The 12,725-nt window shown below is 43.3% G+C and carries 15 protein-coding genes; 11 read left to right on the top strand and 4 right to left on the bottom strand.

Translation table 11 applies throughout. The features are described from left to right. Nucleotides 1-68 precede the first annotated feature (68 nt). Together thrS and infC are read left to right on the top strand one after the other, a co-directional pair. The gene (thrS, locus tag AC1P5O_RS04480) at nt 69-1,991 is read left to right on the top strand and encodes a threonine--tRNA ligase (RefSeq protein ID WP_005261889.1); all 1,923 of its coding nucleotides are present in this window, start codon (nt 69-71) and stop codon (nt 1,989-1,991) included. Nucleotides 1,992-1,996: 5 nt separating this feature from the next. Continuing rightward, nucleotides 1,997-2,548, top strand: coding sequence for a translation initiation factor IF-3 (gene infC, locus AC1P5O_RS04485; RefSeq protein WP_071850398.1), 552 nt, complete (start codon nt 1,997-1,999; stop codon nt 2,546-2,548). Nucleotides 2,549-2,591: 43 nt separating this feature from the next. Here infC and AC1P5O_RS04490 read toward each other — a convergent pair whose 3' ends face one another. Continuing rightward, a complete protein-coding gene (locus AC1P5O_RS04490; RefSeq protein ID WP_262458229.1) occupies nt 2,592-3,143 on the bottom strand; it encodes a hypothetical protein in 552 nt (183 codons plus the stop codon). A gap of 104 nt (nt 3,144-3,247) precedes the next feature. Then, entirely contained in the window at nt 3,248-3,703 is a 456-nt protein-coding gene (locus tag AC1P5O_RS04495; protein ID WP_253114546.1) for an Hsp20 family protein, read from the bottom strand. Nucleotides 3,704-3,985: 282 nt separating this feature from the next. Between AC1P5O_RS04495 and AC1P5O_RS04500 the strand changes: the two genes are divergently transcribed. The 6 genes from AC1P5O_RS04500 to AC1P5O_RS04525 all read left to right on the top strand — a co-directional run bounded on the left by AC1P5O_RS04500 (nt 3,986) and on the right by AC1P5O_RS04525 (nt 6,791). Next, nucleotides 3,986-4,606, top strand: coding sequence for a glutathione S-transferase family protein (locus AC1P5O_RS04500; RefSeq protein WP_253114545.1), 621 nt, complete (start codon nt 3,986-3,988; stop codon nt 4,604-4,606). 74 nt (nt 4,607-4,680) lie between these two features. After that, nucleotides 4,681-4,971 (top strand): hypothetical protein, encoded by a 291-nt coding sequence (locus AC1P5O_RS04505; RefSeq protein ID WP_004647523.1) that lies wholly within the window; start codon nt 4,681-4,683, stop codon nt 4,969-4,971. Between the two features lie 7 nt (nt 4,972-4,978). Continuing rightward, nucleotides 4,979-5,401: a YqaA family protein gene (locus AC1P5O_RS04510; RefSeq protein ID WP_004647524.1), complete on the top strand. Its 423-nt coding sequence runs from the start codon at nt 4,979-4,981 to the stop codon at nt 5,399-5,401. A gap of 186 nt (nt 5,402-5,587) precedes the next feature. Next, a complete protein-coding gene (rpmI, locus tag AC1P5O_RS04515; protein ID WP_004278281.1) occupies nt 5,588-5,782 on the top strand; it encodes a 50S ribosomal protein L35 in 195 nt (64 codons plus the stop codon). 11 nt (nt 5,783-5,793) lie between these two features. Then, a complete protein-coding gene (gene rplT, locus AC1P5O_RS04520; RefSeq protein ID WP_004647525.1) occupies nt 5,794-6,153 on the top strand; it encodes a 50S ribosomal protein L20 in 360 nt (119 codons plus the stop codon). 155 nt (nt 6,154-6,308) lie between these two features. Continuing rightward, nucleotides 6,309-6,791, top strand: a complete 483-nt coding sequence (locus AC1P5O_RS04525; RefSeq protein ID WP_004647526.1) for a GNAT family N-acetyltransferase — start codon at nt 6,309-6,311, stop codon at nt 6,789-6,791. A gap of 360 nt (nt 6,792-7,151) precedes the next feature. On the opposite strand, the gene AC1P5O_RS04530 is transcribed toward AC1P5O_RS04525, so the two are convergent. Continuing rightward, nucleotides 7,152-8,177, bottom strand: coding sequence for a hypothetical protein (locus tag AC1P5O_RS04530; protein WP_262458228.1), 1,026 nt, complete (start codon nt 8,175-8,177; stop codon nt 7,152-7,154). 159 nt (nt 8,178-8,336) lie between these two features. Here AC1P5O_RS04530 and pheS point away from each other — a divergent pair, with 159 nt between their 5' ends. From pheS to AC1P5O_RS04545, 3 genes are all read left to right on the top strand, one after another. Further along, a complete protein-coding gene (pheS, locus tag AC1P5O_RS04535; RefSeq protein ID WP_004278272.1) occupies nt 8,337-9,317 on the top strand; it encodes a phenylalanine--tRNA ligase subunit alpha in 981 nt (326 codons plus the stop codon). A gap of 136 nt (nt 9,318-9,453) precedes the next feature. Continuing rightward, entirely contained in the window at nt 9,454-11,835 is a 2,382-nt protein-coding gene (gene pheT, locus AC1P5O_RS04540) for a phenylalanine--tRNA ligase subunit beta (protein ID WP_262466641.1), read from the top strand. Continuing rightward, nucleotides 11,832-12,128, top strand: a complete 297-nt coding sequence (locus AC1P5O_RS04545) for an integration host factor subunit alpha (protein ID WP_004278269.1) — start codon at nt 11,832-11,834, stop codon at nt 12,126-12,128. Before pheT ends, AC1P5O_RS04545 begins: the two co-directional genes overlap by 4 nt. Nucleotides 12,129-12,235: 107 nt before the next feature. On the opposite strand, the gene AC1P5O_RS04550 is transcribed toward AC1P5O_RS04545, so the two are convergent. Beyond that, the gene (locus AC1P5O_RS04550; RefSeq protein WP_004647530.1) at nt 12,236-12,523 is read right to left on the bottom strand and encodes a hypothetical protein; all 288 of its coding nucleotides are present in this window, start codon (nt 12,521-12,523) and stop codon (nt 12,236-12,238) included. Nucleotides 12,524-12,725: the final 202 nt, after the last annotated feature.

Genomic DNA, 12,725 nt, shown 5'->3' on the forward strand with positions numbered 1-12,725 from the left:
TCTCCTCGATCATAATCTCGCGGTGATATGCCCCATGGTACGGGGCATCACTCCTTAAGGATTTTCTTATGCCAATTATCACTTTACCCAATGGCGATCAAAAACAATTTGATCACGCCGTATCTGTGATGGACGTTGCGCTTAGCATCGGACCTGGTCTTGCAAAAAATACAGTGGCAGGTCGTGTAAACGATCGTCTTGTTGACGCGTCTGACTTGATTACTGAAGATGCAACCTTACAAATTATCACGCCTAAAGACGAAGCAGGCGTGGAAATTATCCGTCACTCTTGCGCGCATTTGGTCGGTCATGCTGTTAAGCAATTGTTCCCAGAAGCGAAAATGGTAATTGGTCCTGTCATTGAAGAAGGTTTCTACTATGACATCTGGATGCCACGTCCATTCACATTAGACGACATGGCAGCGATTGAAGAGCGTATGAAAAAGCTCATCGATCAAGACTATGAAGTTGTGAAAAAAATGACTCCTCGTGATGAAGTGATTGCAGAATTCACAGCACGTGGCGAAGAATACAAATTACGCTTGATTGCAGACATGCCTGAAGAAACTCAAATGGGCTTGTACTACCACCAGGATTATTTGGATATGTGTCGTGGTCCGCACGTTCCAAACACTAAATTCTTAAAATCATTCAAGCTAACTAAAATCTCTGGCGCTTACTGGCGCGGTGATGCGAAAAACGAACAGTTACAACGTATTTACGGTACCGCTTGGGCAGACAAGAAACAGCTTGCAGCGTATGTAAAACGTATTGAAGAAGCAGAAAAACGCGATCACCGTAAAATTGGTAAAGCGCTTGATTTGTTCCATATGCAGGAAGAAGCACCGGGTATGGTGTTCTGGCATCCGAACGGTTGGACCATTTATCAAGTGCTTGAACAATACATGCGTAAAGTTCAGCAAGACAATGGCTACGAAGAAATCCGTACCCCGCAAGTTGTCGATTTCACGCTGTGGGAAAAATCAGGACATGCTGCCAACTATGCAGACAACATGTTCACCACGCATTCTGAAAATCGCAACTATGCGGTGAAGCCAATGAACTGTCCTTGTCACGTGCAAGTGTTCAACCAAGGCTTGAAGTCATACCGTGATCTTCCTGTACGTTTGGCAGAGTTTGGTTCATGTCATCGTAACGAACCATCAGGTTCTTTACATGGCATTATGCGTGTGCGTGGCTTTACTCAGGATGACGCGCATATTTTCTGTACCAAAGAACAGATTGGTCCTGAAGTTGCAGACTTTATCAAATTGACACTGGATGTATACAAAGATTTTGGCTTCGAAGAAGTACAAATGAAGTTGTCGACGCGTCCTGAAAAACGTGTGGGTGATGACAAGCTTTGGGATATGGCAGAAAAATCTTTGGCAGATGCTTTAGATGCTGCAGGTCTTGAGTGGGAACTTCAACCAGGCGAAGGCGCATTCTACGGTCCGAAGATTGAATTCTCTCTGAAAGACTGCTTAGGTCGTGTCTGGCAGTGTGGTACCATTCAGTGTGACTTTAACTTGCCAGAACGTCTAGATGCTTCTTATGTCACTGAAGATAATGACCGCGATCAGCCAGTAATGTTACATCGTGCAATTCTTGGCAGTTTCGAGCGTTTTATTGGTATACTGATCGAACACTACGCAGGCTTCATGCCACCTTGGTTGGCACCAATGCAAGCGTGTGTGATGAACATTACCGATTCTCAAGCTGAGGCATGTGAGTCAGTCGTCGCAAAACTTAAAGAAAACGGTATCCGTGCAATTTCTGACTTGAGAAATGAGAAAATCGGCTTTAAGATTCGTGAACGTACATTAGAGCGTATTCCTTACTTACTGGTACTTGGGGACCGTGAAGTAGAGGAAGGTACCGTAAACGTGCGTACCCGCTCAGGAACAAATTTGGGTACTATGTCAATCGATGCTTTCGTTGACCTAGTAAAAGCAGCCGTAGCCGAACGCGGCCGGTACATTGTGGAGTAACAGCGATTAAACAGCCTGACCGTAATCAACAGGGCGGTAACAAATCAAACCGTCCTGCCTTGAATGATGAAATTCGTGCGAAAGAAGTCCGTCTTGTCGACGAAAATGGTGAGCAAAAAGGGATTGTAAGCTTAGCTGACGCCCTACGCGCAGCAGAAAGTGTTGAACTTGATCTTGTTGAGATCGTAGCAAACGCTGAGCCACCAGTATGTAAGATTATGGACTTCAACAAGCATTTGTTTGATCTTAAGCAAAAGCAGAAAGAAGCGAAGAAAAAACAACATCAAGTCCAGGTGAAAGAAATCAAGCTACGCCCGGGTACTGATGTTGGTGATTACAACGTAAAACTACGTGCAATCATCAAGTTCCTTGAAGAAGGTAACAAGGTGAAAATCACGCTTCGTTTCCGTGGTCGTGAAATGGCGCACCAACAGTTGGGTCTAGCTCAATTGCAAAAAATTGAAGCTGACGTGGCTGAATTCGGTACTGTTGAGCAGATGCCGAAAATGGAAGGCCGTCAAATGGGTATGTTACTTGGTCCTAAAAAGAAAAAGTAAGCACTCATTAAACGAAAAAAGCCCTGCATATGCAGGGCTTTTTTTATGCTCTAAAATTCCACGCATTGTACATAGCTTGAATAATTTCCCTGGCTTGCTGCCGGGAAAACATCGATAGCTGAATCCGGAAAAACCCGAGGCAAATTTGATTCATCAGACCAGGCTGACACAATTTAAAATCCAAAGTGCCATCGCGTGGACTAATCACATGTGCTGGCATGTTATAGAGCCAACGTTTGAGATGTGCTTTGAGAGAAGCATAGCGTGGATTTAGAAAACTATACTGTACCGAATGTCGTTTTAAGCACAGGCTGATGCGGAAACCGGCCAAAGTATAATAAATAGCGTGTGAGGTGATTTTCAGTTTAGTTCCCAGCATAAGCAGCGAAAGACCAAGAAAGCCGCCAATATAAACATAAAAGCCAGGAGACTCCTGCCATAAAAATAATAGTCCTTGGAAAAAACTGGAATTGCTACGTGCACTGCTGAAATAAAAAATGCTGAATATTCCGACCGGATAACAAAACAGCAAATATCCCATAGTGCGCATGATCGGGCTAGCTTGATGAAACAGGATGTTTTCTGGCACATTCATGGTTTATTTTTATGATCAGAAAGCGTATTGCCTTAATGAGCTTAGGTAATCTGTAGCCAAAAAGAAAGGCCCTTTCGGACCTTCCTTTGCGTACTTAATCAAGCTTATTCCACTGATTTTTCATCGTTTGCAATGAGCAGTTTATTGCCAATCGGGATTTGACGTGGCAATTTTTCTTCTGGAATAATGCGCTGCAAGTCGATGATCAATAAACCATTTTCATAGTCTGCCTGTTGTACTTCAATATATTCATCCAGACGTAAAGACAATTTAAATGCACGTCGTGCAATGCCTTTGTGCAGGAATTCAGTAGTGTCATTGCTCTGATTTTCAGGCTTGCCTAGGATGGTCAATAACTTATTTTCCAGACGAATGTCGAGTTCTTCCTGACGGAAGCCCGCAGTTGCGACCACGATGCGATAATTATTCTCGCCATGCTTTTCAATATTATAAGGAGGATAATTCGGTGCATCGCTTTGCATGGCATAGTCAATAAAGTCATTCAGGCGGTCAAAACCGATGCTGCGACGAAATAATGGATGAAGATTTAAGTTACTCATGATTAGAACCTTCTCGATTAAGCAAAGTTATAAAAACAAGAAAATAAGATCTGTCATGTCAGACATCGACAGTACATAAGATTGAGGCAATCCTTATGCAAAAATAAATATGTGTCTGCTGTGAAAATTTTCAAGATAAAAAATAAAAAAATATTTAGTTTTATATTAAGTTTATGATATTTATATAAAAATAATTTATAGCCATGGGCTTGTTGTTTCTTGCTGAATCCTCTATGTTGAATACATCATCGCACAGCCTGCAGTGCAGGGAGTATTAAAAAAATGATCGATTTATATTATTGGGGCACTCCCAATGGCCATAAAATTAGCATTGCCCTGGAAGAAATGGAGCTGGAATATCAGATTTTTCCGATTAATATTCTGGAAAATGACCAGTTCCAGTCTGACTTTCTGGCTATTTCTCCCAATAATAAAATCCCGGCAATTGTTGATCAGGATGGGCCAAATGGCCGCGCCATTTCAATTTTTGAGTCAGGTGCGATTTTGCAATATCTGGGTCGAAAAACAGGTCTGTTTTATCCAGATGATGAAGTGAAGCGTATTCAGGTTGAACAGTGGCTGATGTGGCAGATGGGCGGTCTGGGACCAATGCTCGGACAAAATCATCACTTTAGCCGTTTTGCACCTGAGCGGATTGCTTATGCCACAGATCGTTATGTCAATGAAAGCAAACGTTTGTATGGCGTGTTGAATAAACAACTGGTCGGGCAAAATTATGTTGCCGGCGAATATTCGATTGCAGATATGGCGATATTTCCGTGGTTATTACGGCATGACTGGCAGCAGATTAATCTGGAAGATTATCCTGAAGTTTCCAAATATATTGATCGCTTGAATGCTCGTCCTGCGGTTCAGAAAGCGCTGGCGATACAGGTCAGTTAAGCTGCAGCCTTTATGCTAAAATAGCCTTAAGCAAATAAAGCCACCCTTACGGTGGTTTTTTATTGGATGGATATATGAACGATTTTCTTCTGAACTTTACCAAGATTGTTGAAAGTAATACCCGGATTTACTGGAGCATTCTTTTCGGCATTGCTGCATGTTTAGTGCTGTATGTTGCTGAAATTGTGCATATCGATCAGGTGATTGCTGCCCTAAATACCAAAGATCAGCAGATTTTACGTGCTGCAATTGCACCGCTCAATGAGCAGTATAAGTGGGCGCGGATCATGGCGATGGTGACAGCAGTTGTTTGGTCCAGTTGGGAATACAGTAAAGCCAAGAAAAAAATGGGCTTGAGCCGTTAATGCTGTAATGAGCCTGTTTTTACTATTTCTGTCGGCCTTGGGTGCAGCGACCTTATTGCCTTTACAGTCTGAAGCTGTGTTACTGGGGCTTTTAGTACAGAACAAGCAGCATGTAGTGCTGTTAATTGCCGTGGCCAGTCTGGGCAATATTCTGGGGTCCTGCGTCAACTGGTATCTGGGCCTCAAGATTGAGCATTATAAAAATAAAAAATGGTTTCCAGTTTCAAAAGACAAGATGCTTAAAGCGCAAGCGACCTATCAGAAATATGGTTACTGGTCTTTATTGCTGAGCTGGGTGCCTATCATTGGTGATCCGATTACCCTGATTGCGGGACTGCTAAAAGAAAACTTCGCCCGTTTTTTGCTCATCGTCAGCGTCGCCAAAATTGGACGTTATCTATTTGTCTATGCAGCCTTTGCCGTGTTCTAAGCCTGAAGCTATTTTCCTGATCCAGTCTTGCATACTATTTTCAGAGCGAAATCATTCTTTAAATTCGCTTATTGGGTGAAGATGCTTTTGTTTTAAACAAAGATGCTTTAGAATACTCGCTCCCTTACCTGCAGGTCGTTTTGTAATGGTGCAAACGAGCCGAACAGGTGTTCAAAAGAGGTTGTTATGCCTAAGATGAAAACTCGCCGTGGTGCAGCTAAACGCTTTAAAGCGACTGCTAACGGTTTTAAGCGTAAACAAGCGTTCAAACGCCACATTTTGACCAAAAAATCTGCTAAGCGTATTCGTCAATTGCGCGGCTGTGTAATGGTTCACGTAAGTGACGTTGCTTCAGTTCGTCGTATGTGCCCGTACATCTAAGGAGATTATAAATGGCTCGTGTAAAACGTGGTGTACAGGCTCATCGCCGTCACAAAAAAATTCTTGCTCGCGCTAAAGGTTACTATGGTGCTCGTTCACGCGTTTACCGCGTAGCGTTCCAGGCGGTAATCAAAGCTGGTCAATATGCTTACCGTGACCGTCGTCAGAAGAAACGTCAATTCCGCGCTTTGTGGATTGCACGTATCAACGCTGGTGCTCGTCAAAATGGTTTGTCGTACAGCCGTATGATCGCTGGCTTGAAAAAAGCTCAAGTGATTATCGACCGTCGCGTACTTGCTGACATCGCTATGCATGACGCAGTTGCGTTTGCTGCTTTAGCTTCTAAAGCTAAAGATGCATTGGCTGCATAAGTCTTTATGACTTGAAAAAAGACCGCCATTTGGTGGTCTTTTTTTATGCTTAAATAAAAGTAGTCATTTTAAATATTATTTAAAAATCAGTATTGTAAATCTTATATTTTTTAGTCATTGTGAAATTGCATAATCAAAAACAAGGCTTAAAAATAATGATTCGACTTGCCACCCAACACGATGTCTTGCCGATTGCCCAAGTGCATGTACAAAGCTGGCATGAAAGCTATCAAAATATCATTAAACCAGAGATTCTCGATAAGTTGAGTGTAGAACAAAGAGCCGCTTTGTGGCGTTCTGTGCTTGAACAGGAGAATCGACGGGTATTTGTCTATGAAGAAAATGCTCAAGTTTTGGGTTTTGCTGCTTTTAATTTTCCGGTAGATGCACCAATCAGTGAATTGAGAGCACTTTATTTGCTTCAAAATATTCAAGGTCGCGGCATTGGACGTGATTTGGTTCAATTGGGTCTGGGTTTAAGTCGAGAAAAATCCTACCAGCATATGCAATGCAGCGTATTGAACCTGAATTCCAGTCGTTATTTTTATGAAAAGACCGGCGCCTATTTTATCAGTGAAGAAGATGCCAGCGATCTCGGCGAGAATCTTAAAGACTTATGTTATCAGTGGGACATTTAATTTTTGAATACTCTGGGCAAGCTGGCTCAACGTAGAAAAATCTAAAACCTGGAAGAAGACGATGGAAAATAAATCAGCCCTTACATTGTATGGCTGATTTATCCTTTTATCTCAATATATCCATCGGTCAATTAAAAGAGCATTTCCGGGCGATCAGCAAATAACAGCTTTGGCTCATTCCGACAATGCTGAAATTTTCAGGCAGCTGCTTGACCTTAATTCCATCATAGGTTGGATGATAAAAACCCATCGCAAAAATCGTCAGCATTATTTCAAGCTGATGGCTGCGCCTGAGTATCAACATATCTAATGGATTCGGCTGAATTCTGCTAGGAAAATTCAAACTTTTCTGGCGGAACTTTAAAGCCCGAAATAGTAGCCAATCAGACAGATAATCACAGTGATTACAATTAAGGTCAGCACATTTGCAGACGAACTGGATTTGCCTGGGTCCTGAGGTTTTTCTGCTTTAGAAATTTTTGGTGAACGATCTTCAGTACTCATACCGACAAATGGGTCAGGTGCAACTTTAGGTGTTAGCTGTGCAGTTTTATAGTGGTTGGCGACTTTGCTGATGAATTTAGCACTTAAATCATCAATTTTTTGCGAAAAATGTCGCAGATTGAGTTGCTGTTCCGGGCTGAGTACTTCGCCATCTGCACGATAGGGATGCTGGATTTTCGTTTGAATAAAGTCATTTAAGGCATCTAGGCGGTACAAAGTCTGGTGAGCATAATCCGCTGAATAGTCAGTGGGAATTAAGGCCAAATGACTTTCGCTATCGGCCTGAATGGCAGGCATGGTGCCGTAATAAGGCAAATTGGTATACGTCGGCTCGGTAAAATCTTGGGCAAGGCTACTTTCAAAGAGTTCATGATCGGTATAGGCCTGGATATCATCCCAGTTTGGCGCTTCTAGTTCCACATCAATGCGCTTGGCTAGTTTGGGATTTAATTCATAACACCAGAATGTTTCATGGCGTAAAGCGGACTGTTGTGATTTGGGCGCTTCGTAGTCATTGTCCGCGCTGTACCATTCAGGCAGTTCCTTGCCGATGATCCAGGCAGTTTTGGCTTTGGCGCCATGACTGACAATAAAATGTGCCAGTGGCAGTAGCTCGACATTGGCATTCGGATTTTTCTCATCAACCAGTAAATCAGAGCGATGTAAGCTAAGGCGACGCACGCCTTGTTTTTTTAGCCCTTCCAGCCAGATCTGGAAATGCTGGGCCAACAGATGTTGTGACATCAGATCCCGAAAGGCAAACTGATGCTGATTAAAAATGGAATGTTGAATCCAACGATTGAAACTCAGGTCCTGAGTCAAATACTCATTGCCGTAAGTGACCAGGGTCAGCTGCTGTTTCCAAATTTGATCGAGTGCCATAGTGATTTGATCTGATTGATATTGTGTTTATCTTATACTTTTTATATTTAATCATGCCAATCTAATTTTCCTTAAAACGCATCTTCATCAAAGTGTCTAAAAACTGTTAGAATGTGGGGTTTTTAAAATATTTTTTAACCTGTTGCTTTGAGAGTTACTATGTCACTGGAAGCCCTGACCACTGAAGCGCTCGCTGCGATTGCAGCAGCTCAAGACCTTGCTGCACTTGATCAAGTACGAGTGCAATTTACGGGGAAAAAAAGCCAGCTCGCGGAACAATCTAAGTCGCTTGGTAAAATGGATCCTGAAGAACGTAAAGTCTTTGGCGCACAAATCCATGCTGTACGTGAAACCATTACCGCTGCATTGACATCACGTCAGGCAGAACTGCATAAAGCTGCCTTAGAACAAAAACTGGCAAGCGAAACCATTGATATTACTTTACCAGGCCGTGGCCAACAGGTGGGCAGTATCCATCCAGTGACCCAGGTGCAAGAGCGTATTTGCCAGTTCTTTACCAAGGCAGGTTTTACGGTTGCAACAGGTCCTGAAGTTGAAGATGATTATCACAACTTTGAAGCACTGAACATTCCGGGGCATCACCCGGCGCGTGCCATGCACGATACCTTCTATTTCGATGTGAACCATTTGCTGCGTACGCATACGTCTGGTGTGCAGATTCGTACCATGGAAACACAGCAGCCACCAATCCAGATCGTGTGTCCGGGCCGTGTTTACCGTTGTGATTCGGATCAAACTCACTCGCCGATGTTCCATCAGATCGAAGGTTTATACGTGGCTGAAAATACCAGCTTCGCGGAACTGAAAGGTTTGCTGATTAACCTGCTGAACGAATTCTTCGAAAAAGATTTGAAAGTACGTTTCCGTCCATCTTATTTCCCGTTCACCGAGCCGAGTGCGGAAGTGGATATTATGGATGAACGCGGTCGCTGGTTAGAAGTATTGGGCTGCGGTATGGTGCATCCGAATGTGCTGCAAGCTGCTGGCATTGATCCTGAAAAATACAAAGGCTTTGCTTTTGGTCTGGGTGTTGAACGTTTTGCAATGCTGCGTTATGGCGTGAATGACTTACGTATGTTCTTCCAAAACGATGTGCGTTTCTTACGCCAGTTTGCTTAAAACTTTTTAATAATCCTCTCCTAACCTCTCCTTTTAAAAAGGAGAGGGACTCCGCGAAATAGATGGAGTTCTCCCCTTTTGGAAAATGGGGGGGCAGAGGGGGATTCTAGAGATTTGAATTACAGGTTTTATATCAATGAAAATTAGCGAAAATTGGCTACGCACATGGGTTAACCCAGCCATCGATAGCGAAAAACTTTCTGATCAATTGACCATGTTAGGTCTTGAAGTTGATGAGCTTGCACCAGCAGCAAAACCCTTTACTGGTGTAGTGGTGGGGGAAGTTCTGACTGTAGAACAGCATCCTGATGCAGATCGCTTGCGTGTGACTACTGTCAATATCGGTTCAGGTGAGCCACTGCAAATTGTATGTGGCGCGCCAAACGTACGTGCCGGCATGAAAGCGCCAGTTGCGACCATTGGTGCAGTACTTCCGGGTGATTTCAAAATCAAGAAAGGCAAGCTTCGTGGTGTCGAGTCACAAGGCATGCTGTGCGGCGCTTCAGAAATCGATTTGGAAGATAAAATCGATGGTCTGTTAGAGCTGCCTGCAGATGCACCAGTAGGTATGAACATCCGTGAATATCTGGATCTTGATGATAACGTGATTGACATCAGCATCACACCAAACCGTGGTGACTGTTTCAGTATTCGCGGGATCGCACGTGAAATTGGTGTGATTAACCAGCTTCCGGTGACTGCGCCTGAAATTAAAGAAGTTACTGCAACTATTAGCCACGAAAAGAAAGTCGTTGTGTCAACTGAAGGCTGCCCACGTTACTTAGGTCGTGTGATCAAGAACGTCAATACCAAGGCTGTGACTCCTGTATGGATGGAGCGTGCATTGGCACGTTCAGGTATCCGTCAGCACAGCATTCTGGTCGATATTACCAACTATGTATTAATCGAGCTTGGTCAACCGCTACACGCATTTGATGGTGGTAAAGTGCAAGGTGCGGTACATGTACGTCAAGCGACGGAAGCTGAAAGGTTAGTTTTGCTCAATGAACAAGAAGTTGAACTCAACGAGAAAGTGATGGTGATTGCAGATGATGAAAAAGCATTGGCGATTGCCGGTATTATGGGTGGCTTGTCTTCAGCAGTCAGCGATGCAACCACTGAAATTTTCCTGGAATCAGCATTCTTCGCACCATTACATATTGCCGGTCGTGCGCGTAGCTTTGGTTTACATACTGATGCTTCTCAGCGTTATGAACGTGGTGTCGATTTCGAATTGCCAATGCTTGCCATGCATCGTGCATCACAATTGATTGCGGAACTTGCGGGCGGTGAGTTTGGTCCAATTACAGTTGCCGAAAATGCAGCGCTACTGCCAACACGCGATGCAATTGAGTTGAATCAAGCCCAAGTCGATCAACTGCTAGGTTATAGTGTTGACTCAGCGTTCATTACTGATGCTTTAACCCGTTTAGGTTGTGAAGTTACAGTAAAAGCAGAAGGTGAGTGGTCTGTAGTGCCGCCATCATATCGTTATGATATGGTGATTTACCAAGACTTGATTGAAGAAGTCGCTCGTATTCATGGCTATGACAATATTCAAATCAGTTTGCCTGTGATTGATGTGAAGCTGGCCAAATACCAAGATCAATTTGAATTGGGTCAACTCCGTCAAACCGCGGTAACTTTGGGTTACCAAGAGGCAATCAGTTTTAGTTTTGCAGACTTAAAACTTGAAAAGCAACTTAATTCTCATGTGAAACCTTTAGCATTAGCCAATCCAATTTCAAGTGATTTGGCGGTGATGCGTTCAACCTTGCTATCTAGTCTGATTCCTTGTGTTCAGTACAATGTCAACCGTCAGCAAAGCCGTGTACGTTTCTTCGAGCTCGGTCTGCGTTTCGACTATCAAGAAGCGAACAGTATTCATGATTTAAAACAGATTCCAACTTTTGCCCTGATTGCAACGGGTTCACGTACCCCTGAGTCTTGGCATGGCAAGGCACAGCCAATGGACTTCTTTGACTTTAAGGGCGATATAGAGGAAATTCTGGCTGCTGGTCGTGTCAAAGTGGAATATGTCCGTTCAGAGCGTAGCTGGTTGCATCCAGGACAATCCGCAGAGATTCTCGTGAATGGTCAATCAATTGGTTACTTTGGCCGTTTACATCCTTCACTTGAAGACGAACTTGATCTGGCAACCACATGGGTAGCAGAATTGGATCAAACGGCTGTTTTGCAAACTTATGTATCTAATTTTACAGAATTATCACGTTTTCCATCGGTTCGACGTGATATTGCGCTTTTAATTAGTGATAAGATTAATGTTAGCGAAATTCAGGGACTTATCGAAAAAACAGGCGGAGAGCTTTTAGACTCAACTTGGTTGTTCGATGTGTACACTGGACAAGGAGTAGAAGAAGGGAAACGCTCACTGGCATTTGCACTTCTCTGGCAGCATCCAAGCCGTACACTGGAAGATGCTGAAATTAAATCAGGTATGGATAATATCCTTCAAGTGTTAGAAAACACTTACCAAGCGACATTGAGGGCTTCATGACAGCACTAACTAAAGCAGAAATGGCTGATCATTTAAGTGAGCTCACGAGTTTAAACCGTCGTGAAGCAAAACAAATGGTTGAGTTGTTCTTCGATGAGATTAGCCAGGCGCTCATCTCAGGCGAGCAAGTAAAACTTTCGGGTTTTGGTAATTTCGAGTTGCGTGATAAGCGTCAACGTCCGGGCCGTAACCCGAAAACGGGTGAAGAGATTCCGATTTCTGCACGCCGCGTGGTCACCTTCCGTGCGGGACAGAAGTTCCGTCAACGTGTGGGAAATGAGCAGGTCAACTGATCTGCTTTTTTTAAAACCTGAAGTCACAGATTATTTGAATTTCAGTGTTTAAAATAAAAAAAAGAGAGCCAATGGCTCTCTTTTTTTGTACTGAATAATCTAGAAGATTATTGAGCAGCAGCTTCAGAAGCAGCAGTAGCATCAGCAGCAGCGTCAACAGCAACAGCAGCAGCAGCGTCAGCTTCAGCAACAGCAGCAGTTTCAGAAGCAGCAACTTCAGAAGTAGCTTCTACAGCAGCAGCGTCAGCAGCAGCTTCAGCTTCAGAAGCAGCTTCTACAGCTTCAGATGCAGCTTGGTTAGCGTCAGCAGCAGCGTCGTCAGCTTTTTTAGCACAACCAACGAAAGCTAGAGTAGTAGCAACTGCAGCAGCAATAGCGATTTTTTTGAATAACATGGCATCACTCTCTAAAAATTGAGATTAAAAAAAACCAAAGTTAGTCTGTTAAGTGCTTTTATTGTTCCTAATTGTGTTAGGGACTAACAACGCAGGAGCAGTCTAACTGGTCTGCAAATATGCTATCACTGCGCATTTTTAATTGCTACTGGCAATGATCAAAAAAGTACGGAAAAACGATAAAAAATAAGAAGTTTTTAAC

The sequence above is a fragment of the Prolinoborus fasciculus genome (assembly GCF_056724605.1).